The sequence below is a fragment of the Xanthomonas bonasiae genome, assembly GCF_014836395.1.
Taxonomy (GTDB): domain Bacteria; phylum Pseudomonadota; class Gammaproteobacteria; order Xanthomonadales; family Xanthomonadaceae; genus Xanthomonas_A; species Xanthomonas_A bonasiae.
This window is the reverse complement of the sequence record NZ_JACSQX010000003.1, coordinates 138,994-162,014: the sequence shown is the minus strand read 5'-3', so window position 1 is coordinate 162,014 and position 23,021 is coordinate 138,994. Positions and strand designations below refer to the sequence as shown.

15 protein-coding genes are annotated in these 23,021 nt (G+C 63.3%); 13 read left to right on the top strand and 2 right to left on the bottom strand.

What is annotated here, in order from left to right:
• The first annotated feature begins 35 nt into the window (after positions 1-35).
• Entirely contained in the window at positions 36-1,625 is a 1,590-nt protein-coding gene (locus H9658_RS05720; protein WP_191824671.1) for a glycoside hydrolase family 27 protein, read from the top strand.
• A gap of 617 nt (positions 1,626-2,242) precedes the next feature.
• Positions 2,243-5,131, top strand: a complete 2,889-nt coding sequence (locus tag H9658_RS05715; protein WP_179563896.1) for a TonB-dependent receptor — start codon at positions 2,243-2,245, stop codon at positions 5,129-5,131.
• Between the two features lie 433 nt (positions 5,132-5,564).
• On the opposite strand, the gene H9658_RS05710 is transcribed toward H9658_RS05715, so the two are convergent.
• Positions 5,565-6,590: an Ldh family oxidoreductase gene (locus H9658_RS05710; protein ID WP_191824670.1), complete on the bottom strand. Its 1,026-nt coding sequence runs from the start codon at positions 6,588-6,590 to the stop codon at positions 5,565-5,567.
• Between the two features lie 455 nt (positions 6,591-7,045).
• On the opposite strand from H9658_RS05710, the gene H9658_RS05705 reads away from it, so the two are divergent.
• The 6 genes from H9658_RS05705 to H9658_RS05680 all read left to right on the top strand — a co-directional run bounded on the left by H9658_RS05705 (position 7,046) and on the right by H9658_RS05680 (position 16,252).
• On the top strand, positions 7,046-12,271 hold the full coding sequence (locus tag H9658_RS05705; protein WP_191824669.1) for an RHS repeat protein: 5,226 nt from the start codon (positions 7,046-7,048) through the stop codon (positions 12,269-12,271).
• On the top strand, positions 12,271-13,287 hold the full coding sequence (locus H9658_RS05700; RefSeq protein WP_191824668.1) for an RHS repeat domain-containing protein: 1,017 nt from the start codon (positions 12,271-12,273) through the stop codon (positions 13,285-13,287). Before H9658_RS05705 ends, H9658_RS05700 begins: the two co-directional genes overlap by 1 nt.
• Positions 13,287-13,808 carry a hypothetical protein gene (locus tag H9658_RS05695; RefSeq protein ID WP_191824667.1) on the top strand — a complete coding sequence of 174 codons (522 nt, stop codon included), beginning with the start codon at positions 13,287-13,289 and terminating at the stop codon, positions 13,806-13,808. The genes H9658_RS05700 and H9658_RS05695 overlap by 1 nt, the downstream gene beginning before the upstream one ends.
• A gap of 261 nt (positions 13,809-14,069) precedes the next feature.
• Positions 14,070-14,540 (top strand): hypothetical protein, encoded by a 471-nt coding sequence (locus H9658_RS05690; RefSeq protein WP_191824666.1) that lies wholly within the window; start codon positions 14,070-14,072, stop codon positions 14,538-14,540.
• Positions 14,541-14,766: 226 nt separating this feature from the next.
• Positions 14,767-15,273, top strand: coding sequence for an RHS repeat-associated core domain-containing protein (locus tag H9658_RS05685; RefSeq protein WP_225209783.1), 507 nt, complete (start codon positions 14,767-14,769; stop codon positions 15,271-15,273).
• Positions 15,274-15,724: 451 nt separating this feature from the next.
• The gene (locus H9658_RS05680; protein WP_191824665.1) at positions 15,725-16,252 is read left to right on the top strand and encodes a hypothetical protein; all 528 of its coding nucleotides are present in this window, start codon (positions 15,725-15,727) and stop codon (positions 16,250-16,252) included.
• 577 nt (positions 16,253-16,829) lie between these two features.
• On the opposite strand, the gene htpG is transcribed toward H9658_RS05680, so the two are convergent.
• Positions 16,830-18,734 (bottom strand): molecular chaperone HtpG, encoded by a 1,905-nt coding sequence (htpG, locus tag H9658_RS05675; protein ID WP_191824664.1) that lies wholly within the window; start codon positions 18,732-18,734, stop codon positions 16,830-16,832.
• Positions 18,735-18,947: 213 nt separating this feature from the next.
• Between htpG and rsmD the strand changes: the two genes are divergently transcribed.
• From rsmD to ggt, 5 genes are all read left to right on the top strand, one after another.
• A complete protein-coding gene (gene rsmD / locus H9658_RS05670; RefSeq protein WP_191824663.1) occupies positions 18,948-19,553 on the top strand; it encodes a 16S rRNA (guanine(966)-N(2))-methyltransferase RsmD in 606 nt (201 codons plus the stop codon).
• On the top strand, positions 19,550-20,056 hold the full coding sequence (coaD, locus tag H9658_RS05665; RefSeq protein ID WP_184411109.1) for a pantetheine-phosphate adenylyltransferase: 507 nt from the start codon (positions 19,550-19,552) through the stop codon (positions 20,054-20,056). Before rsmD ends, coaD begins: the two co-directional genes overlap by 4 nt.
• Before the next feature lie 36 nt (positions 20,057-20,092).
• Positions 20,093-20,587 carry a hypothetical protein gene (locus tag H9658_RS05660; protein ID WP_179563902.1) on the top strand — a complete coding sequence of 165 codons (495 nt, stop codon included), beginning with the start codon at positions 20,093-20,095 and terminating at the stop codon, positions 20,585-20,587.
• A gap of 378 nt (positions 20,588-20,965) precedes the next feature.
• Positions 20,966-21,250 carry a YfhL family 4Fe-4S dicluster ferredoxin gene (locus H9658_RS05655; RefSeq protein WP_179563903.1) on the top strand — a complete coding sequence of 95 codons (285 nt, stop codon included), beginning with the start codon at positions 20,966-20,968 and terminating at the stop codon, positions 21,248-21,250.
• A complete protein-coding gene (gene ggt / locus H9658_RS05650; RefSeq protein ID WP_191824662.1) occupies positions 21,247-22,998 on the top strand; it encodes a gamma-glutamyltransferase in 1,752 nt (583 codons plus the stop codon). The genes H9658_RS05655 and ggt overlap by 4 nt, the downstream gene beginning before the upstream one ends.
• The last annotated feature ends 23 nt before the right edge of the window (positions 22,999-23,021 follow it).

Below are 23,021 nucleotides of genomic sequence, written 5' to 3'. Positions count from 1 at the left end.
GCGGCGCTGGCGTCGCGCCCTGAAAGGAACCATCGATGGCGTCACGCTCGCGCTTCGCTTTTCCCGCCCGCCGCTGGCTGTGGCGCGGCCTGCTCGCACTCGCCGTGGCTGGCTGCGGCAGCTGCGCGCACGCGCCGCCGCCGGCCGCGGCGATGGCGCCGGCCAGCCCGCTGCACGGCATCTGGGTGATCGCGCAGGGGCCGTCGTTTCCCGGTCCGCGTTACCTGCGCATCGTCCAGCGCGACGGCCACGCGCAGGGCAGCATCACCACCGATTGGTATGGCGACGTGCCGATGCAGCAACTGCGCATCGACGGCGACGTGGCCCATTTCCAGATCGACAACGGCAATCCGCGGCTGCCGGCGCAGCCGTGGACCGCGACCCTGGAGCACGGCCAGCTGCACGTGGCCGGCCGCATCTGGGACGAGCAGGTGGACGTACGCGCGAGCCGCGGCAGCGAGGCCGATGCGGCACGGCTGGCGTTCCCGGTCGCGCCGCTGCCGGCCTATGCCGCACTGCCGGTCGACGGCCTGGCGAAGACCCCGCCGCTGGGTTGGAGCAGCTGGAACCGCTTCGCCGAACACATCGACGACGCCACCGTGCGCCGCATCGCCGATGCGATGGTCGCCTCCGGATTGCGCGATGCCGGTTACGTCTACGTCAACATCGACGATGGCTGGCAGGGCCAGCGCGACCGCGACGGCGTACTGCAGCCGAACGCGCGTTTTCCCGACATGCGCGCGCTGGCCGACTACGTGCACGGCAAGGGGCTGAAGCTGGGCCTGTACAGCTCGCCCGGTCCCAAGACCTGCGCCGGCTACATCGGCAGCTACGGCCACGTCGAACAGGACGCGCGCACCTGGGCCGGCTGGGGCGTCGACTACGTCAAGTACGACCTGTGCTCGGGCGAGGGCATCTTCCGCGAACCGCAACAGGTGCGCCGCGCCTACCTGCAGATGGGCCAGGCGCTGCGCGCGAGCGGACGGCCGATCGTCTACAGCCTGTGCCAGTACGGCCGCGACCATGTCGGCCAGTGGGGGCGCGAGGTCGGCGGCCATCTGTGGCGCACCACCGGCGACATCGAGGACACCTACGCGAAGATGGCCTCGATCGGTTTCGACCGCAACGGCGATCCCGCCGACGCCGGGCCTGGCGGCTGGAACGATCCGGACATGCTCGAGATCGGCAACGGCGGCATGAGCGCGGACGAGTACCGCACGCACCTGGCGCTGTGGGCGCTGTCGGCGGCGCCGTTGCTGCTCGGCAACGACCTGCGGCAGATGACGCCGGCGACGCTGGCGCTGCTGCGCAACCGCGACGTGCTGGCGATCGACCAGGATGCGCTGGGCGTGCAGGGCAGGGCGGTGCGCAAGGACGGCGCGATCGAGATCTGGCGCAAGCCGCTGGCCGATGGCGGCGTCGCGCTCGGCGTGTTCAATCGCGATGCGCAATCGCATCGTGTGGCGCTGACGGCGGAGGATGCCGGCACCGCGCTGCGCGGACGCCGTTGGCGCGATCTGTGGCGCGGCGGCAGCCATCCCGCCGGCCAGCTGCGCGACGTGCAGGTCGCGGCGCATGGCGTGGTGTTGTTGCGGCTGTCGCCGCCGATCGCGCACCCGCATTGAGTTCGACGGGAAGGCAACGACGCGCCAGTACCGGCGCGGTCCGTCCTGCCTGCGCGCCTGCCTGCGTGTTGCGCGCGTGGCGCGGTTTTGCAATGGATGACATCCATCGCCACGGAACGACACGCGTTGTGCCGAGTTCCACGTAGCGCGACGCCGGCATGCACCGGCTCCCTGGCTGAACCGAAAGCAACAGGCATGCATGCCCGTGGGCTGCCCGATCGCGCCGCCGTGTCGCGACCATGCGTTATTCCGCATGCAGAACCGCTAATTGCGACAAGACGCGGGCCGTGGTTACGGGCACATTGTGATTGCATCGTTAAAACGTGATGACTTTTTGCTTTCCGGCCAGCGGCCGGTGCGCGGGACAGGATCCGCCACCGCCCTTCGCCACCCACCGCAGGACCGGGGATCTGCGCACGTGCAGCGTGCGAAGGACAGCAAGCATCCCCGCGATTGCGTCCGGCCTTGTCAAGCCGCGGCGCAGGATGCGTATCACCGGCGCCGCTGTTGCAGCGGCGTCCTCATCGCATGTTCCGCCGTTGGCGCAAGCCGGCGCGGACCCGTTCGGCCCACCGTTTTTGCTTACGCCACGTGTCGCCATCGCTCAGGAGATCTCCATGTCGTTTCCGCACGCACCCCATCCTTCCCATCGCCGCGCACCGGTGCCGCAGCCGCTGGCACTGGCCGTGGTCGCCGCCTTGTCGCTGGGCACCTCCTGGTCGGCGCTGGCCCAGGAGGCGAGCGCGGACGACGGCAAGACCCAGACCCTGGACAGCATCGTGGTCACCGGCTCGCGCCTGCGCCGGGTCGATACCGAGACCGCCAATCCGGTGGTGACGATCAACCGCGCGCAGATCGAGGCGACCGGCAAGGCCACGCTCGGCGATCTGGTGCAGGAACTGCCGTCGATCGCCGGCAACGCGACCAACCCCAATACCAACAACGGCGGCGGCACCGGCGCCTCGACCATCTCGCTGCGCGGCCTGGGCGAGAAGCGCACGCTGATCCTGGTCAACGGCACGCGCCTGGCCAGCAACGACGTCAACGCGATCCCGGCGACGATGATCGAGCGCGTGGAGGTGCTCAGCGACGGCGCCTCGGCGGTGTACGGCTCGGACGCGATCGGCGGCGTGGTCAACTTCATCCTGCGCAAGGGCTTCGACGGCATCGAGGGCACCACCGACTTCGGCACCAGCTCGCGCAGCGACGGCAACCGCCGCAACTTCTCGCTGACCGCCGGCAAGACCAGCGAGCGCGGCAGCATCGTCGCCGGGCTGTCCTACCACAACATCGATCCGGTCTCGGCCGGCGAGCGCAGCTATTCCAAGGATGCGCTGTCGCTGATCGACGGGGTGCCGGTGAAGCAGGGCTCCTCGGCCACGCCGACCGGCAGCATCAGCTTCGACGAAGGTTCCGCCCAGTCCAAGGCGCTGGCGGCGAGCAACGGCTGTTCGCGGGTCACCTTCAACGGCGGCAGCAGCAGCCCGACCAATGCCAGCCAGTACCACTGCTACGTCGCCTCCACCGACTCCTACAACTACCAACCGTACAACCTGCTGCAGACCCCGCAGGAACGCACCAACGCCTTCGTGCTCGGCAGCTTCCGCTTCAACGATCACCTGGAAGGCTACGTCAACACCTACTTCAGCAAGACCACCTCGTCCTCGATCATCGCGCCGATCCCGATCTTCGCCAACGGCGACAACTTCCTGGTCTCGGCCGACAGCTACTACAACCCGTTCGGGGTCAATTTCGGCACCGACCGCAGCACCGGTACGTCGTACAACAGCTTCAACACCCGCGCCACGGTGCTGGGCAACCGCCGCTACGAGTACAACACCTACAATTTCCAGATCAATCCCGGCCTGCGCGGCAGCTTCGGCGACAGTTCCTGGCAGTGGGACGCCAGCGTCAACTACGGCAAGGTCAAGCAGAAGTCGATCAACTACGGCTTCCTCGACTACGCCGGCTTCAACGCCGCGGTGGGTCCCTCGTTCCTGGACAGCGACGGCACGGTCAAGTGCGGCAGCGCCGGCGCGGTGATCGCCGGCTGTACCCCGATCGACGTGTTCAACCTCAACAGCGAGAGCAACAAGGCCGCGCTGGAAGCGCTGGTGGTCAACCCGATCGTCACCAGCGTCTACACGGTCAAGCAGTTCGAGGCCAACGCCAACGGCAACCTGTTCGACCTGCCGGCCGGCACGGTGAGCCTGGCGGCGGGCGTCTCCTACCGCAAGGAAAGCACCTCCACTTCGGCCGATGCGCTGTGGACCGGCGACGAGAACGGCATGTGCGGGGTGATCGAATTCTGCGCCACCGTGCTAGGCGGCAGCTTCAGCGTCAAGGAGGCCTATGCCGAGGCGCTGTTCCCGCTGCTGGCCGACCTGCCGCTGGTGCATTCGCTGAACCTGACCGTGGGCAGCCGCTTCTCCGACTACGACACCGTCGGCAGCAAGACCAACAGCAAGGTCTCGCTGGAATACCGTCCGATCGAGAACCTGCTGCTGCGCGGCACCGTGTCGCAGGTGTTCCGCGCGCCGAACATCAACGAGCTGTACGCCGGCGTGGCCGGCGATTCGCCGTCGGTCAACGATCCGTGCAACGGCTACACCGGTGGCCATGCCGCGGCCTGCGCCAACGTGCCCACCGACGGCAGCTACCAGCAGGCCGACAACCAGGTCGGCGCCAAGGCGTCCGGCGCGGTGGTGGCCGGCTACCAGCTCAAGCCGGAGACCGGCAAGTCCTACGACTTCGGCGTGGTCTACGATCCGGGCTGGCTGGACGGCCTGTCGATGAGCGCGGACCTGTGGAAGATCAACCTGCAGGACACCATCACCCAGGTGTCGGCGCAGACCGTGCTCAACCAGTGCTACGCCAATGCGTCCAGCGCGTTCTGCGCGCTGATCCACCGCAACGACAACGGCACCATCAACTACATCGCCGAGCCGACCGTGAACCTCGGCAAGCTGTGGGCCAGCGGCGCCGATTTCAGCCTCAACTACCGCCTGCCGGACACCGCGTGGGGCAGCTTCAACGCCAGCCTCAACGGCACCTACGTGATCCGCTACGACATCAACCCGGATACCACCGACGCCAGCACCGTCACCATCCACAACGCCGGCAAGTACACCTACGCCTACGGCAATTTCCCGCGCTGGCGCGGGCTGGGCACGCTGAGCTGGAACCTGGGCGACTGGAGCGCATCGTGGCGCATCCGCTACATCGGCAGCACCGAGATCGGCAGTGCCGATACGCGGCAGGGGCTGTCGGCCGACGCCGACCAGGCCGCCGTGGTGCGCGGCATCGGTTCGTACGTGTATCACAACGTGCAGGTCGGCTATAACGTCAAGCCCTGGCACACCCGCCTCGAGCTGGGCGTGGACAACCTGGCCGACAAGCAGCCGCCGCTGTACTACGCCAACAACGTCACCAACGCCAACACGGACGTGGCCACCTACGATCTGCTCGGCCGCTACTACTGGGCGCGGGCGACGGTGAAGTTCTAAGCCTGCGTTCGGTCAGTCCGAACCAGGGCGTTGCAGATGCCGTTTCCGATTGGCGTCTGCTGACGCTTCGATGTAGTGATGCGCGATGTCGGCGGCAGCCTGTTCATGGCTGCCGCCGGTGCCGAGCAGATCCGCCGTGGGGAGCTTTGGCAAGAGTTTCAGGGTGTAGCGTCAGCGTTCATGGCGCTGGCCTGCTGCGCGAACGTGACGGCGCCTACTACTGGTTTGATGAGTGCAAGACTGCCGGTAGATCGGCGACCGCTGCAGTCCCGGCAATCCCATCGATCGGCGTGATGCCTGGTCGCCGTTGACGCTGGACGGCCAGGGCTTTGGATCGATTGGCGCGGTGCCTGGTCGCCTGCGCAGCTGTGAGGTGAGGTGGGGCGGGGTGGGGTGGGGCGAGATGCTCGTACCGCCGCCGAGCTGCATCGGCTTACTCCAGCAACTTCAGCAGGTCCCGATGCAGGTCGCGTGGAATCCGCACGCCCTCGCGAAGGCTGCGTGCGCGCGCCTGATAGCGGCGTTGCGAGGGCAGTCGCGCACCGGTGTCCTGGTAGGCGGCGAAGAAGGTTTCGGCGCGTGCCATGTGCGTGGCCCACTCCGCGCCGAGGAAGCGCACCGGGTCCAGCGCCAGGATCAATTCGCCATGGTAGGGCGAGGCGCCGGCGCCGGCGTCGTGCGCCAGCGATTCGGCGCTGGTGAGATCGCCGATCAGCGGCCCGGCGATCAGTTCGATCATCGCCGACAGTGCGGATCCCTTGTGTCCGCCGAAGGTCAGCATCGCGCCACCGCCGCCGGCGACCACGGTCGGATCGGTGCTCGGCTTGCCTTCGGCGTCCACGCCCCAGCCTTCGGGAATCGGCAGGCCGGCGCGGCGGTGCAATTCGATCTCGCCGCGTGCCACCGCGCTGGTGGCGAAATCGAACACGAAGGGAAGCGCGTCCACGCGCGGCCAGCCGAACGCGAGCGGGTTGGTTCCCAGCAAGGGCGTATGGCCGCCGGCCGGCGTGACCCAGGCATGGCTGGGATTGCAGATCAGCGCGACCAGCCCGGCCTCGGTGATGCGTTCGACTTCCGGCCACAGCGCGGAGAAATGCACGCAATGGTTGATCGCCAGCGCCGCCAGCCCATTGCTGCGCGCCTTTTCGATCAGCGCCGGCAGGCCGCGCTCGAACGCCAGCAGCGAGAAGCCACCGCATGCATCGACGCGGACGATGCCGGGCGCCTGATCGTGCACGACCGGCTCGGCATCGCCCACGACTTTGCCGTTGCGCAGCGTCGCCACGCATCCCAGGGTCCGGTACAGCCCATGCGACGCGCATCCGTCGCGTTCGCCCGCGACGATCGTGGCGGTGAGGGTGCGCACATGCGCGGGGCCGAAGCCGGCATGGCGCAGGATACGTTCGACCAGCGCGGTGGCTTGGTCCAGGGACAGTGCGACGGTATCGCTGGCATTCATCGAAAAAATCACGGGCGGGAGTGACTCGGATTCTCGCCCGCGCCGCGCTTTGTGAAAACCCTAAGCTGCCAGCTGGTATCGAGCGGCTTGACCTACCGCCGGTCAGGCGTTGCGCCACACAGCGCCCACACCCTTGGATGACGTTGTAATGAATCGGCTGTGCGCGAATTGCGTAGCGGCCAAATTGGTGGTGTCGAATTTTCAGGAGACGGCACCGCTCGTCGGATGCTGAAAAATTTTGTTGACAGCTATCCCTGAATTAGTCCGATAATTCGACGAAGCCGGGATCCGGCCCGCAGGGGATTTTCCGTTCAACTCATAGCCTCGTGCCTTGGCGCGATGGGTTTTTATTGCGTTTCTTTGCGATTTTCGTTGTCGCGATACTCGCCGTTGGGAGCCTCGCGATCGTTCAGGGAATTCGGCCCGCAACGGGCTGAAAAGGAAGAGGCTGGCGGATGTTCAAAGTACGGCTGGTGATCGGCATGGTGTTGCTGTGCCTCGGTGCGCGTGCGCACGCGGCGGACGACGTGGCGCCTTACGAGGAATACGACAAGAAAATCAAGGCTGCGCAAGTCGTCGGCCCGCTGAAGGGCGACATCTTCGGCGAGAACATCAGCCTGTATGACATGAGCGTCGGCTTCCATGCCACCGATGTGGATGTGCCGGGCAACAACGCACTGCCGGTCGCGGTGGGGCGCGAATTCAAAGTCATGAACCGGCGCACAGAATACGTGGCGAAAGGCTTCGGCGACTGGGAAATCGACACGCCGCGCGTGTACGGCGATTTCCTGGCGGACAAGGGTTGGGTCACGACCAGCGCCTCGCCTAATGCGCGGTGCTCCGTTCCAGCCCGACCAAATGCAGCAATGACCGTCGGCAGCAACACCTATCCCGGCACAGCCGACGACATCTGGCACGGCTACTACCTGCATGTCCCTGGTGCCGGCGAGCAGGAGATGCTGGTCGATAACCAAGCCAAGACCCCGCGCCCAACCGACGGTGTCACCCGTCCCTGGATCACAAAGGAAGGTTGGCGCCTGGGTTGTCTCGCCAGCGTCAGCAACTATGCCGGCGAAGGCTTCCTGGCCATTTCGCCGAGCGGCGTCAAGTATTATTTCGACTATGCGGTTGTTACCGCCATCAAAAGCTACAAGCTCCCGATGGCCAGTCTCCCTGGGGGCTTTACTTACGCACCGCGTACGCGCGTCGCGCTGGTGGCGAGCCGTGTCGAGGACCGCTTCGGTAACTGGGTTACTTATAGCTATACCGACGGCAAACTGACCTCAGTCCAATCCAGCGACGGCCGTGCGATCACGCTGAGTTACAACGGCGACCTGATCAGCAGCATCCAGGCGAATGGCCAGACGTGGAGCTACGGCTACGAACTCAGCACCGCCTACCCGACGCCGCAGGGCGCTTATCGCCTGAAGACCGTCACCCAGCCCGACGGCTCGCAATGGACCTACACCATCGCCAGCGGCAACATGTTGCCGACGCGCGAGCCGCCGGCCGGTGGCGGCGCCAGTAATTGCGTCTCCGAACCGGATCCGATGAACGGTGCTGTATCCCTACAGGTCACCCATCCCTCCGGTGCCACCGGCCTGTTCGCGTTCGACTACCAGCGCCAGTACCGCACTCATACGCCCGCTGGTCGGTGCGATGTGCCTTTTGGCCAAGAACCGCCAATTCCTTACGTGCCAGGCTATTTCGACAACTATGTTCTCAAGTCGAAGACCGTGACCGGACCGGGTCTTACGCAGCAGGTCTGGCATTACCTTCCTGGCGACGGGACAACGCAGCTCTACAAAACGGGCAAAGCCACCGATCCTTGCCCAACCTGCACGCCTAGCAAAACGGCCAAGGTGATCAATCCCGACGGTACAGCCACAACTTACGAGTTCGGGATGATGTACGGCCTCAACGACGGCCGCCTGCTGAGTACTTCTGCGCTGGACGCCAACGGCAACACGGTGTCCAAGACCAGCAACACCTATTTCGCCGATGGCGACGTGGACGCGCAGCCCTTCCCTGCGGAAATGGGGCAGTCGTTGCTCGGCATCCCCAATCCCCTGACCAACGTGCTGCGTCCGCTGCGCAGCAAGGTGGTACAGCAGGAGGGCATCAGCTACACGTGGACGGCGAACGGCTTTGACGCATTCGCGCGCACGCTCAGCGTCACCCGCGCCAGCCCCTGGCACTCACGCACGGATGCGACCGAGTATTACGACGACCTGGGCAAGTGGATCGTCGGCCAACGCGCCAAGAGCACCAACACCAATACCGGTCTGGTGGAATCGCAGACCAGCTACGACGGCAACGCGATGCCGTCGCAGCGCTGGTCGTTCGGCAAGCTGCGTCTGACCCTCGGCTACAACAGCGACGGTACGCTGGCCACGGTGAAGGACGGCAACAACAACACGACCACCGTCTCCAGCTGGAAGCGTGGCGTACCGCAGGCGATCCGCTACGCCGACGGCACAACCGAGTCGGCCACGGTCAACGATAGCGGCTGGATCACCTCGACCACCGACGAGAACGGCTACACCACCACCTATGGCTACGACGCCATGGGCCGGCTGGGGGCCATCTCCTATCCGTCCAACGACAACGTCGCGTGGAACACCACCTTGCAGACGTTCGAGCAGGTCACCAGCAGCGAGTACGGCCTGGATGCGGGCCACTGGCGGCAGACCGTGGCTACCGGCAACGGACGCAAGGTGACCTACTTCGATGCGCTGTGGCGACCGTTGTTGGTTCACGAGTTCGACACCGGCGGCGCGCAGCGCTTCCAGAAGTTCGCCTACGACTACGCCGGCCGCACCACTTTCAGTTCGTATCCAGGAGCAAGCGATGCGCTGAGCACCGGCACCTGGAGCGAGTACGACACACTTGGCCGCGCCACCTCCGTGTCGCAGGACAGCGAACTGGGTCTGCTGACCACGCGTACCGAGTATCTGCCCAACAACCAGACCCGCGTGACCAATCCGCGCGGCCAGCAGACGGTCAGCGGTTTCCAGATATTCGATCAGCCGGATTACGCCAAGCCGGTGTGGATCATGCATCCGGAAGGCGCCAATACCGATATCTCATTGGACGTATTCGGCAAGCCGACCTCGATCCGCCGTCATAACGCCGACGGGTCGCTGTCGGTCACCCGCAGCTACGTCTACGACGGCTACCAGCAGCTGTGCAAGACCATCGAGCCGGAAACCGGCGCCATGGTGATGGACTACGACGGAGCCGGCAACCTGGCTTGGTCGGCCAGCGGGCAGGGCTATACGTCGACCTCGGCCTGCAACACCGCCGACGTCGCCGCAGGCGCCAAGGTCGGCAGGAGTTACGACGCGCGCAACCGCCTGGCCACGCTCGCGTTCCCCGATGGCGTCGGCAACCAGTCCTTCGTCTACACCGCCGATGGCCTGCCTGCGCAGGTCACCACCAACAACAGCAACGGCGGCAACGCCGTGGTCAACGCGTACACGTATAACAAGCGCCGCCTGCTGCTGAGCGAGAGCATGACCCAGCCGGGATCGAGTGCGCTTAGCGTTGGCTACGCCTATACGGCCAACGGCCATCCGGCCGGCGTCACCTATCCCTCGGGCCTGGTGTTGAACTACGCACCCGATGCGCTCGGCCAGGCTTCGCAGGCCAATGGCTATGCGCTGGGCGTGAGCTATTACCCAAACGGGGCGATCAAGCAGTTCACCTACGGCAACGGCATCGTGCACACGATGGCGCAGAACGCCCGCCAGCTGCCGGCGCGCAGCAGCGACAGCGGTGCCAGCAATCCGCTGGACCTGGGCTATACCTACGACGCAAACGGCAACGTCGGTGGCATCACCGACTACGCCCGCGGCCGGCAGACGCGCAGCATGAGCTATGACGGACTGGATCGCCTGTCGACCACGCAATCGGCGATGTTCGGCGGCGACAACCTGGCGCGCTACAGCTACAACGTGCTCGACGACCTGACCGCGGTCAAGGTCGGCGGCAGCCGCGACTACAGCTACTTCTACAACGCCAACCGACAGCTGTTGAGCGTCAACAACAGCTCCGACAGCTCGGCGGTGATCGGCCTGAGCTACGACGCGCAGGGCAACCTGTCCAACAAGAACGGCATCCACTATCTGTTCGACAAGGGCAACCGCCTGCGCGAGGTCACCGGCGTGGAGACCTACCGCTACGACGCGCAGGGCCGCCGGGTGCTGGCCAACAGCCCGAGCCTGGGCAATATCGTCTCGCTGTACGGGCAGGACGGCGTGCTGCGTTACCAGCGCGACGAACGCGTCGGCAAGATCACCGAGTACGTGTACCTGGGCGGCAGCCTGCTGGCCAAGGTCAGCAACCTGCCGACGCTGGCCTCGCCCAGCGTGACCGTCCCCGGCTATAGCAGTTCCGGCAGCTATACCGTGCAGTGGACGACGGTGGCCTCTGCCAACCGCTACGAACTGCAGGAACAAGCCAACGGCGGTAGCTGGACCGCGCTGTACTCGGGCACCGCGACCAGCCAGGCGGTCTCCGGCAAGGCTGCGGGCAGCTACGCCTATCGCGCCCGTGCCTGCCTGGGCAGCTACTGCGGCGCTTGGAGCGCTACCGGCACGGCCGTGGTGCAGTTCGCGCCCAGCGATGCGCCCAGCATCAGCGTGCCCGGCACCGGCGTGGTCGGCAACTACACCATCAGCTGGGGCACGGTCACCGGCGCGGCCACCTACTCGCTGGAAGAGAGCGCCAACGGCGGCAACTGGAGCGTGTCCTACAGCGGCAGCGCGCAGAGCAATGCCTACAGCGGCAAGGCCGCCGGCAGCTACGCCTACCGCGTGCGCGGCTGCAACCCGGCCGGCTGCGGACCGTACTCGGGCACCGGGACGGTGCAGGCGGTCTATGCCCCGGGTTCGGCCCCGACGCTCAGTGCGCCTGCAACCAACACCAGCGGCAGCTACACGCTCAGCTGGAGCACGGTCGCCACCACCGTCAGCTACAACCTGGAAGAAAGCAGCAACGGCGGCAGCAACTGGAGTGGGATCGCCTCGGTGGGCGGAACCAGCGCGGGTGTCAGCGGCCGCGGCGCCGGTACGTACGTGTACCGGGTCAAGGCATGCAACGCGGCCGGCTGCGGTAGCTATTCCGGCAATGCCTCCACTCAGGTGATCTTCGCCCCCACTGGCGCACCCAGCCTGAGTGCCCCAGCCAGCGCCGGCGTCAACGGCTACACGGTGAGCTGGAGCGGGGTAGCCACTGCCAGCAGCTACACGCTGGAAGAAAGCGCCAACGGCGGCGGCTGGACGGCTACTCAGAACGCCAATGCCACCAGCCAGGCGTTTTCCGGCAAGGGCAACGGTAGTTATGCCTACCGGGCTAAGGCCTGCAACATCGCCGGCTGCGGACCGTACTCCAATACGCAGACCACGGTGGTGGATACCTCGCCACCAACTACACCGTCGTTCAATACGGGCTATCGCTACATCAACACCTCCCCAGCCACTTTCGAACTGGACTGGACCGCTAGCGCGCGCGCCACGCGGTACGAGATAAGTGGTGCGGTCAGCTACTCCGGCCCCAAGACCTTCGTCACCTTGAGCAAGACCGGCAGCGTCAACACGGTGCAGGTGCGCGCCTGCAACGAGAACGGATGCTCGGCCTGGTCAGCCGTCTTCACGCCGACGCTTGAGGGGAGAGGCTAATGAGCATCGGATACGAGAAGAAAGGAATCGCCAAGCCCCTGACCAAGCTGCTGTGGTTGCTGGCCCTCGCGCTGCCGCTGCATGCGGCGGCCGAAACGGTGGAGTACGTCCACACCGACGCCCTCGGCACCCCTATCGCGGTGACCGACGCCAGCGGCAACCTGATCGAGACCAGCGAGTACGAACCCTACGGTAAGCTGCTCAATCGCCCGCTGACCGATGGACCCGGCTTCACCGGGCATGTGCAGGATGCGGCCACCGGCCTGACGTACATGCAGCAGCGGTACTATGATCCGATGATTGGACGGTTCTTGTCCGTTGACCCGGTGACTGCCAGTTCGGTCACTGGCAGCAATTTTAATAGATATTGGTATGGAAACAATAATCCCTATAAATTCAAAGATCCGGATGGTCGCTTGGGATGTACAGGTACTCATATCAACGCCATATGTGAAAGCGGCGGTACCGCTGAGATGCAGGTTTCCGCGAAAAGAACTGGCTTAATGGCTGCAAATCAAGCTAACCGAGCTTTGAAGGCGGCTGATGCTTTTCATAATTATGCAACAAAAGAGGAGATGCACGATGAGTGGTCCAGTATTGTTGAGCCAGTGTCTGATGCATATGGCGTAGAACTGGGCTCTCATACTTATCTGACCTCATCTGGGCAATATACGTTTGGTTCTGTTTATAGTAGTGGCAATGTTCGGTCAATAAATGGTTTCTTTGATGTTAGGCACCCTGCAGGTCTTTCAAGGTTTGGTTTCATACATACACATCCGTATAGTCCGAAATTTTCAGGCCAGGATCTCATGGTAGGTCCCGGAGGCTTCAATGATGTTATGTGTAAATCAAGTAATTGCGCCGGAGACTTGACATCCGCGATTAATGAGCATGTAAATGCTGCTTTGACTTGGAATGGCCACATATATTTCTGGAATTATGATAAGTACTCCAGCGAGAAGCCGTCCCGCATAGATTATGTTCCGCTCTCCGATTATATAGAGAAGGAAAAGTGATGAATAAATGGTTCTCAGAAATATGCGTTGTGGTCATCGCACTCACAATCTCTAGTTGCAGTAAAAGTAGTCAAGGGGCGGATTGTATACGCGGGGTAGGGACGATCCAGTCACCGTGTTTGACATCATTTTATTCAGTGGCTGCTAATCCTAGGCAATACAACAAAATGTATGTCGAGTTTACGGCATATTATCCCGGGCACGGCGCTGCTATATTGTATCCATCCAGGGATTCTGCCGAAGCGGACGATTTTTCAATGTCTTTTATCATGCTGGACAAGATTGGGTTCAGGATTAAAGATGCTGGCCACATTAAATTAGTATCCCAGTTTTCATTTGACAGGCATGACTACGTTGGTGGTAGCTACTATAGACAGGCAGGTTCTATCAATAAAATAGTGAGGGTGGAGAAAGTCATGTCGTTGACTGAAAGAATAAATTCTTGCGTCAATGCAGGGTGTGATCTTGTATACGATCAGGGTGTTTTCCCGGTCAGGAAATTAAGGAAATCTTCGCCATGAAATGGGATGAATGATTGCGTGGGTCGTCTTAAGTGAAATTCGAATTACGGCATTTTTTTTGGGTAGAGGGTCGAATTCGTAGAATTAAAGCTTAATTAAAATCCGTCAGGTGCCCGCTTCGTTCTTCTGCGCGATCGGGTGCCACAGGCTTGCGCCGACAAATCCAGCAATAGCTTGTTGAACCGGCGCAGCTAGGCGGCTGTGGATCTTTCAGTATGCCGCCTGCGGACAACGTGGCCAATGGCAAATACGGATCACTTTATGGACTATGCTCAATTGGATGTCATTGCAAAGAATTTCGCTAAAGTGACGGCAATGATCTTCGCTCTAGCTGGATGTGCATCTACTTCCACGGCCACGCGTGCACGACCGGAGTTTGATTATTACAATATAATTGTCAGTGATAACGTGGCGAAGAAGCGCTTTGATATTGTATTTGAATCGTATGACAGTCGTCCTTTGTGCGTCTCGGTGGAGAACTGGCCAAGTTCGTCCGGGCACTTCATGAGTGACAATGAGAACGTCTTCGTCAAATCAGATGATGTCGTTTTGCCAGAAAAAAGCAAATTGCTCAGTGCCTACTGTCCTGGCGGCTGTGGGGAGCATCGAGTCCGTCAAGGGGGATCCTTGAGGGGCTTCATTTCTTATGATGTTTTTGGTGATGCGGAAAGGTTGGCGGAAGTCTCAAAAATATTGCTTAATTTTAAGGTCTTTCCGTACTGTTGCCATTGATCAGCTAAATTGCATTGCGGGCACGGGGTTGGCGGTAGGGAATCTAATCATTTCCCTTTGATGAGTTTAACCACGTCACGTTGAGCAAGACGGGTGGCAACAGCGTCCAGGTCCGCGCCTGCAACGAGAACGGCTGCTCGGCCTGGTCCGCCGCCTTCACCCCGCCGCTCAAGGGAGGGCTGAACCAATGAGCATCGGACACGATATGAAAGGAATCGCTAGGTCCTTGACCAAGCTGTTGTGGCTGCTAGCCGCGGCGCTACCGCTTCACGCGGCTGCCGAAACGGTGGAGTACGTCCACACCGACGCCCTCGGCACCCCGATCGCCGTCACCGACGCCAGCGGCAATCTGATCGAGACCAGCGAGTACGAGCCATACGGTAAGCTGCTCAATCGCCCGCTGACCGATGGACCCGGCTTCACCGGGCATGTGCAGGATGCGGCGACCGGGCTGACGTACATGCAGCAGCGGTACTATGATCCGCTGATCGGGCGGTTCTTATCAGTTGATCCTGTGGCCGCGATGCGGGATCCTGCTATTTTATTTAATCGGTATAAATATTCAGACAATAATCCTTATAGTTTTTCTGATTCAAATGGAATGTGTACAGGCACACACGTATGTAATGAAGACGGCACTGCAGTAAGCACTGCAGAGTACACAACCATGGCGGGTACAGCATTAATGCCTAAAACGATCACTTCGTCGATGGTCAGTTCCGTCGGGGCCTGAACAGGCGTCAAAGAAACAGATCGATACTGCGGTTAAGGATGCAAATTCCGTCGGAAGGACGGCTAAGGCTGCTGGAGATTCGCGTGCTGTTAGAGCATTTAATAAGCTTGATGGCGTTGCAATAGATAGTAGTAACTGGGACGTTTCAACTGCACAGGGTGGGAAAGTCGCGCCAACGAGCGTCGCCTACGCGAATTTTCATTCAAAAAATGATCGAGGTTCGATTGTGCTTAGTGCTGCAAGATACTTTGATGGTAGATCCACTTACTTTAGGGTTTTTCGTTTCATGCATGAAGTGTTTCACTTTGACACTCAATTCGATAATCAAAAAGTTGCCCAGTTGGCAGCAGGGTGCGCAGAGTGGAACTGCCAATTTGAGAGGAATGTCGAGGCGGCAGCTCGTGAAACAATGAACGCCGGCTGGGATGAAGATAGCAAGGATAACTAAACTATGAGAAACGTATTTATACTGCTCGTCGGATTGATTGTTTTTCCTTTTTCGGCTTGTGGCTCATCACCTTCAAACAGGTCAATAGAGAAATTGTTTGAAAATTCTACTGCGGTGATCGTTGGGGAGGTTAGGGAAGTTTACGGTTCGTGTCCCGTGAAGGGATATTGCAATCGAATATATATAATCTCGCTTGAGGAAAAAACAATTGCGGCATTGAAGATGCCTGAAGCCTCTTGGGTGGGCTATAAGAAATTTTGCTCCAATGTTCCGCTGGAGGTGGGGGAGAGGTACACATTGTTCTTGGAGCCCGCAAGTGATTTCAATACTAGTGATTCAAAAAAATGTCCTCTTGTTGTCGATCTCGATGGTGTCTTTGAGAAGATTGGGTCTTATGTCTATCGCATTGGATCCCCGGAGGCGCGGATAATTGTCAACTTCGAGGGCGGTAAATATTTGACTAATGCGGTTGTTGAGCCTAATTTCGATGATTTGATTAAATCTCTGTCAAGTGCAGGGGTTTCAAAGTAATTAATTTTTGGGTATTGGGAATGGCTATATTAAGTCTTATTCTAGCTATTCCGCGAATTAAATCCGTGAAAAATTTTCTTATTGGTTTTTTATCTCTTCAGGTTTTGCGCGCGACCTCTGCATCTGAGGACAATGGGGTCGTGCCTTTGAAGTAGGTCTGCATAGAGGCCCTGTCGGAGATTGGCCAAAAGAAAGCTGCGTCAAAGCTTCTCTGGAAAATAGAAGGATTTCGATTAAAAATAGCTCAAAAAATTATGTTCTTGACAGGTTGATAGCTAAAAAACTAACTGAGATGCTGGAAGATGGTGTATTGCCAAATAATCAGCCGTTGCATCAGATATTTGTCAATTATCCTGGTTTTGGGAGCTCGGTTTTCATGGCTGGAGACCGCTCTCTATGTAAAAAGTAAGCGCTGTGGGGCTTTGATATGGAGAAGCTTTGTTCAGTTGTTGATTGCACGGCAAGACGCTGATGATCGTCACCCGAGGCTTGTTCGCAGCAGCGAGCGCCGAGCGCCAACTGCAACGAAGCCGGCAGGACGCCGGCTTCGTTCCCACACACGCATGGCTGCCAAGGCTTACGCCGACAACTCCAACAACAGCTTGTTGAGCCGACGCACATAAGCAGCCGGATCCTTTAGGCTATCGCCAGCCGCCAGCGCAGCCTGGTCGAACAGCACCCGGGCCAGGTCGCCGAAGCGCTCGCCATCGGCTTCCGCGTCCAGCTTCTCGATCAGCGGATGCGCCGGGTTGAACTCGAACACCGGCTTGCTTTCCGGCAGCTTCTGTCCGCTGGCTTCCAGGATCTGCCGCATCTGCAGGCCCAGGTCGCCCTGGCCGATGGCCAGGATCGCCGGCGAATCGGTCAGGCGGTGCGACACGCGCACTTCCGAGACGTCCTCGCCCAGCGCCTGCTGGATGCGCTCGACCAGGCCCTGCTTGGCCTTGGCCGCTTCTTCCATGGCCTGCTTCTCTTCGTCGCTGTCGAGCTTGCCCAGGTCCAGGTCGCCGCGCGCGACGTCGACGAAGGACTTGCCGTCGAACTCGTTGAGGTAGCTCATCAGCCACTCGTCGATGCGGTCGGTGAGCAGCAGCACTTCGATGCCCTTCTTGCGGAACACTTCCAGGTGCGGGCTGTCCTTGATCTGCGCGTAGCTCTCGCCGCTCAGGTAGTACAGCTTGTCCTGGCCTTCCTTCATCCGCGCGACGTAGTCGGCCAGCGCCACGCTGTGCTCGGCGTCGCCGCTGTGGGTGGAGGCGAAGCGCAGCAGGCCGGCGATCTTCTCGCGGTTGGCGAAGTCCTCGGCCGGGCCTTCCTTCAGCACCTGGCCGAAGTTCTTCCACACGCTCTTGTAGCGCTCGGGTTCGTCCTTGGCCAGCTTCTCCAGCATGTCCAGCGCACGCTTGGTCAGCGCCGACTTCATCGAGTCGATCACCGGGCCGGACTGCAGGATCTCGCGCGACACGTTCAGCGGCAGGTCGCTGGAATCGACGATGCCCTTGACGAAGCGCAGGTACAGCGGCAGGAACTGCTCGGCCTGGTCCATGATGAAGACGCGCTGCACGTACAGCTTGAGCCCGCGCGAGGCGTCGCGCTGGTACAGGTCGAACGGCGCGCGCCCGGGCACGTACAGCAGCGAGGTGTAGTCGAGCTTGCCTTCGACCTTGTTGTGGCTCCACGCCACCGGGTTCTCGTGGTCGTGCGCGATGTGCTTGTAGAGTTCCTGGTATTCCTCGTCCTTGATCTCGTTGCGCGGCCGCGTCCACAGCGCGCTGGCGCGGTTGACGGTCTCCCATTCGGGGGTTTCCGGCTTGTCCTTGTCCTCGCCGTGATGTTCCTTGGGCAGTTCGATCGGCAGGGCGATGTGGTCGGAATACTTGCGCACGATGCCGCGCAGCTTCCAGCCGTCGGCGAAGTCCTGCTCGCCTTCCTTCAGCTGCAGCACGATGCGGGTGCCGCGCTCGGGCTTGTCGATGGTGGCGACCTCGAACTCGCCTTCGCCGCGCGAGGACCAGTGCACGCCTTCGCTGGCCGGCAGCCCAGCGCGGCGGCTGTACACGTCGACCTGGTCGGCGACGATGAAGGCGCTGTAGAAGCCCACGCCGAACTGGCCGATCAGGTGCGAATCCTTCTTCTGGTCGCCGGACAGGTGCTTGAGGAAGTCGGACGTGCCGGACTTGGCGATAGTGCCCAGGTGCGAGACGATCTCCTCGCGGCTCATGCCGATGCCGTTGTCGTCGATGGTGACGGTGCCGGCGTCCTTGTCGAAGCCGATGCGGATGCGCAGCTGCGCATCGCCGTCCAGCAGCTCCGGCTTGACCAGCGCCTCGAAGCGCAGCTTGTCGGCCGCGTCGGAGGCATTGGAGATCAGTTCGCGCAGGAAGATCTCTTTATTGGAATACAGCGAGTGGATCATCAGCTGCAGCAGCTGCTTGACCTCGGTCTGAAAGCCCAGGGTTTCTTTTTGGGTTTCCACGCTCATCGGTGCTTGCTCCATGGGTGATGGCTGGCCGCGCGGAGGAGGGCGCGACTCTGCCAGCGGAGATGGTGGCGGCCGGGCCCGGCTTCAAGCGCCAGCCGGCGCGAGCGGGCGTCATGGCGCTGGTCTATCATCCTGGCCCCGTTCCGTACCGCCGCCGTCGATGCCGATCCCGTGCCCGTTGCCTCCCGATTCCCGGCCGTCGCGAGGCCGCCGATGAGCCGCGCCGGCGCGGGCCAGGTACGCATCATCGGGGGGCGCTGGCGCAACACGCGGCTGCCGGTGCCGGACCTGCCGGGCCTGCGCCCGACCTCCGACCGGGTCCGCGAGACCCTGTTCAACTGGCTGCTGCCGGTGCTGCCTGGCGCGCGCGTGCTGGACCTGTTCGCCGGCAGCGGCGCGCTCGGCCTGGAGGCGGTGTCGCGCGGCGCGGCCTCGGCCTGCCTGGTCGAACGCGACCCGGCGCTGGCCGCCGGCCTGCGCGCCAGCGTCGCCAGGCTGCAGGCGCAGGCGCAGATCCAGGTGGTGCAGGACGACGCGCTGCGCTGGCTGGCGGCGCCGGGCGCCGACGCCCCGGCCGACATCGCCTTCGTCGACCCGCCGTTCGCCGATGGGCTGTGGGATGCGGTGCTGCAGCGGCTGCCGGCGCGGCTGGCCGCCGACGCCTGGCTGTACCTGGAGTCGCCGGCCGGGCAGGCGCCCGCAGTGCCGGCGCCGTGGGCGCTGTACCGCGAGGGCGGCAGCCGCGAGGTCCGCGCTGCCCTGTACCGGCGCACCGCTGCTACACTTCCCGGCGACCTTCACGCGGTATCCAACGCATGACCGTGGCCCACAGCCGCATCGCCGTCTACCCCGGCACCTTCGATCCGATCACCAACGGTCACATCGACCTGGTCAACCGGGCCGCGCCGCTGTTCGAGCAGGTGGTGGTGGGCGTGGCGCAGAGTCCGTCCAAGGGGCCGACGCTGCCGCTGGAGTTGCGCGTGAACCTGGCCCGCGAGGCGCTGGCCGGGCACCGCAACGTGGAGGTGATCGGCTTCGACACGCTGCTGGCGCATTTCGTGCGCTCGGTCGGCGGCGGGGTGCTGCTGCGCGGCCTGCGCGCGGTGTCGGATTTCGAATACGAGTTCCAGATGGCGAGCATGAACCGGCATCTGATCCCGGAGGTGGAGACGCTGTTCCTCACCCCGGCCGAGCAACACAGTTTCATTTCGTCGTCGCTGGTGCGCGAGATCGCGCGGCTGGGCGGGGACGTGTCCGGCTTCGTGCCGCCGTCGGTGGTGCAGGCGCTGGTCCAGGCCCGCCAAGCCGCGGCGCAGCGCTGAGCCGTCCGCCATTCACAGACAACAAGGGAGCCATCCATGAAGAACACCGTACGCGTGCTGCTGATCGCCTCGCTGGCACTGGGCTTCACCGCCTGCAAGAAGGAAGAGGCCGCCGCGCCCGCCGCCGACGCGCAGCCTGCGCTCACCGTGCCGTCCAAGGACGACGATGCCGGCTGGAAGAAGTACCTGCAGGAAGTGGCGCTGCAGAACATGGGCACCATCACCAACAGCCCGTTCCTGTACTACCTGCCGCCGGAGTCGGATGCGGACTTCCAGGCCAAGTACGATCGCCAGGTCGAAAGCGCCACCACCGCCATCGGCCGCGGCATCCAGCCGGGCAACATGCTGGCGTTCGGCTCCTCGGCCTCGGCCAAGATGGCCGACCTGATCGCCGCCGCCTTCGCCAAGGTCGAGCCGAACACGATGAAGGGCGTGCGCGTGGTCTACATCGGCAACGCCGCCGACAACGCGCGCGTGCAGACCGTGATCCAGCCGACCGGCGCCGAGTACATCTTCGTCGAAGCGAAGTAAGCGCCGTCGCGCCGGCGTGCCTGCATGGGCGCGCCGGCCTGGCGTGGCGGGCCGGCCATCGCGCGCGCGCCGACGCAGTTGCCAGCTTCCGCTGGCCTGCGGCCGCGACCGTCCGCCCGTCGCCGGCAGCGTCTCCTTCCCGCCAGCGGCATCCCTCGCCCGATCCGGCTCCTGCGCGCGCCTCGGCCCGGCAGGGCGGCAGGTGCATTCCCTGGGACGCCGCAAGCCATTGCCACGGGCATCCGCGCCGCCGGCCCGGTCCGCTGGCGCATCAAGCCGTCGCCTGCGCGACGCAGCGTCCCGCCGGACGTGACCGCCATGCCGGGGCCGCCGCGCCCGATCCGGTAAGATGGCGCGGTTAGTGCCGACTTCTGTGAAATGTCCCTCAAGATCAACGAGCTCTGCGTCAACTGCGACGTCTGCGAGCCGGCCTGCCCGAACCAGGCCATCGCGATGGGCGAGACGATCTATGTGATCGATCCGGCCCGCTGTACCGAATGCGTCGGCCATTTCGACGAGCCGCAGTGCGTGGTGGTGTGCCCGGTCGAATGCATCGACCCGGATCCGGCGATTCCGGAAAGCCACGACCAGTTGCTGGCCAAGCTGCTGCAACTGCAGCGCGATCATCCCGAGTTTTACCGACAGGAGCCCCCCGCCGCATGAGAACCCTCGTCCGCCGTGTCCTGCTGCTCGCCCTGGTCCTGACGCCGCCGGCGTGGGCCGAGGCGCCGGTCGTTGCCGCTGCCTCTGCCGCACATCCGCCCGGCGCCGCCGTCGCCAGCGGCCACCGCCTGGCCACCGAGGCCGGCCTGCAGATCCTGCGCGAGGGCGGCAACGCGTTCGACGCGGCGGTGGCGGTGTCCTCGACGCTGGCGGTGGTCGAGCCGATCAGCTCCGGCCTGGGCGGCGGCGGCTTCTTCCTGCTGCACGACGCCAAGACCGGCAAGGACGTGATGCTGGACGCGCGCGAAGTCGCGCCGGAATCGGCGACCGCCGACAGGTTCCTGGATGCCAAGGGCGCGCTGGACCGCGACCGCTCGGTCAACGGCCCGTGGTCGGCCGGCATTCCCGGCCTGCCTGCGGCGCTGGTGGAACTGGCGACCAAGCACGGCAAGCTGCCGCTGCAACAGTCGCTGGCGCCGGCGATCCGCATCGCCCGCGACGGCTTCCCGGTGTACCGGCGCATGGCCGAGGGCTACCGGTCGCGGCGCGAGGTGATGGAGCGCTATCCCGGCACCCGCGAGGTGTATCTGCGCAACGGCAAGCCGATCGCCGAAGGCGACCTGTTCAAGCAGCCGGAACTGGCCAACACGCTGCAGTTGCTGGGCGCCAAGGGCTTCGACGGGTTCTACCGCGGCGCCACCGCCAAGAAGCTGCTGGCCGGGGTCAAGCAGGCCGGCGGCCACTGGACCGCCGAGGAGCTGGCCGGCTACACGGTCAAGCAGCGCACGCCGATCCGGTTCGACTACAAGGGCTGGAGCATCACCACCGCGCCGCCGCCGTCGTCCGGCGGCATCGCCCTGGCCAGCATGCTGCAGATCCTGGAAGGCTACGACCTGAAGGCGATGGACCCGGTGCACCGCACCCACCTGGTGGTGGAGGCGATGCGCCGCGCCTACCGCGATCGCACCTTCTTCCTCGGCGATCCGGACTTCACCGCGGTGCCGCAGCGCGTGCTGCTGAGCAAGGACTATGCGGTCGGCCTGCGCTCGACGATCAACCCGGAGAAGGCCACGCCCAGCGACCTGCTGTCGGGCCAGCCGACCCCGCTGGAAGACGACGAGACCACCCATTTCTCGATCATCGACGGCGAGGGCAACCGCGTCGGTGCGACCCAGACCGTGAACCTGCTGTTCGGCTCCGGGCTGATCCCCAAGGGCACCGGCGTGCTGCTCAACGACGAGATGGACGACTTCGCGCTCAAGCCCGGCACGCCCAACGCGTTCGGCGTGATGGGCTACGAAGCCAACGCGCCCAAGCCGGGCAAGCGCCCGCTCAGCTCGATGACGCCGACCTTCATGGAGAACGCCGACAAGACCATCGTGCTCGGCACCCCGGGCGGCAGCCGCATCATCACCATGGTGCTGCTCGGCATCCTCGGCTACGACGACGGCCTGAGTGCGCAGCAGGTCGCCGCGTTGCCGCGCTACCACCACCAGTGGCTGCCGGACGTGATCGAGGCCGAGACCGGCACCTTCGACGCGGCCACCGTGCAGGGCCTGCAGGCGATGGGCCATGCGCTCAAGCTGCCGGGCGACAGCGCCGAGGGCGGCCGCGGTTCCAGCCACGTGTGGGGCAACCTGCAGACGGTGGAGTGGGACAAGCGCAGCAACACGCTCAGCGGCGGCAGCGACCCGCGCAACGAGGTCGGCAGCGCCGAGGTCCTGCAACTGGCAGCGCCGGTGCGCTGAGCCGCCCGCTTTTGCGAATCCCC

Bases quoted from the DNA above. Each gene is read 5' to 3' on its own strand.
- H9658_RS05720 (WP_191824671.1), top strand. From the start codon at position 36: ATGGCGTCACGCTCGCGCTTCGCTTTTCCCGCCCGCCGCTGGCTGTGG.
- H9658_RS05715 (WP_179563896.1), top strand. From the start codon at position 2,243: ATGTCGTTTCCGCACGCACCCCATCCTTCCCATCGCCGCGCACCGGTG.
- H9658_RS05710 (WP_191824670.1), bottom strand. From the start codon at position 6,590: ATGAATGCCAGCGATACCGTCGCACTGTCCCTGGACCAAGCCACCGCG.
- H9658_RS05705 (WP_191824669.1), top strand. From the start codon at position 7,046: ATGTTCAAAGTACGGCTGGTGATCGGCATGGTGTTGCTGTGCCTCGGT.
- H9658_RS05700 (WP_191824668.1), top strand. From the start codon at position 12,271: ATGAGCATCGGATACGAGAAGAAAGGAATCGCCAAGCCCCTGACCAAG.
- H9658_RS05695 (WP_191824667.1), top strand. From the start codon at position 13,287: ATGAATAAATGGTTCTCAGAAATATGCGTTGTGGTCATCGCACTCACA.
- H9658_RS05690 (WP_191824666.1), top strand. From the start codon at position 14,070: ATGGACTATGCTCAATTGGATGTCATTGCAAAGAATTTCGCTAAAGTG.
- H9658_RS05680 (WP_191824665.1), top strand. From the start codon at position 15,725: ATGAGAAACGTATTTATACTGCTCGTCGGATTGATTGTTTTTCCTTTT.
- htpG (WP_191824664.1), bottom strand. From the start codon at position 18,734: ATGAGCGTGGAAACCCAAAAAGAAACCCTGGGCTTTCAGACCGAGGTC.
- rsmD (WP_191824663.1), top strand. From the start codon at position 18,948: ATGAGCCGCGCCGGCGCGGGCCAGGTACGCATCATCGGGGGGCGCTGG.
- coaD (WP_184411109.1), top strand. From the start codon at position 19,550: ATGACCGTGGCCCACAGCCGCATCGCCGTCTACCCCGGCACCTTCGAT.
- H9658_RS05660 (WP_179563902.1), top strand. From the start codon at position 20,093: ATGAAGAACACCGTACGCGTGCTGCTGATCGCCTCGCTGGCACTGGGC.
- H9658_RS05655 (WP_179563903.1), top strand. From the start codon at position 20,966: ATGTCCCTCAAGATCAACGAGCTCTGCGTCAACTGCGACGTCTGCGAG.
- ggt (WP_191824662.1), top strand. From the start codon at position 21,247: ATGAGAACCCTCGTCCGCCGTGTCCTGCTGCTCGCCCTGGTCCTGACG.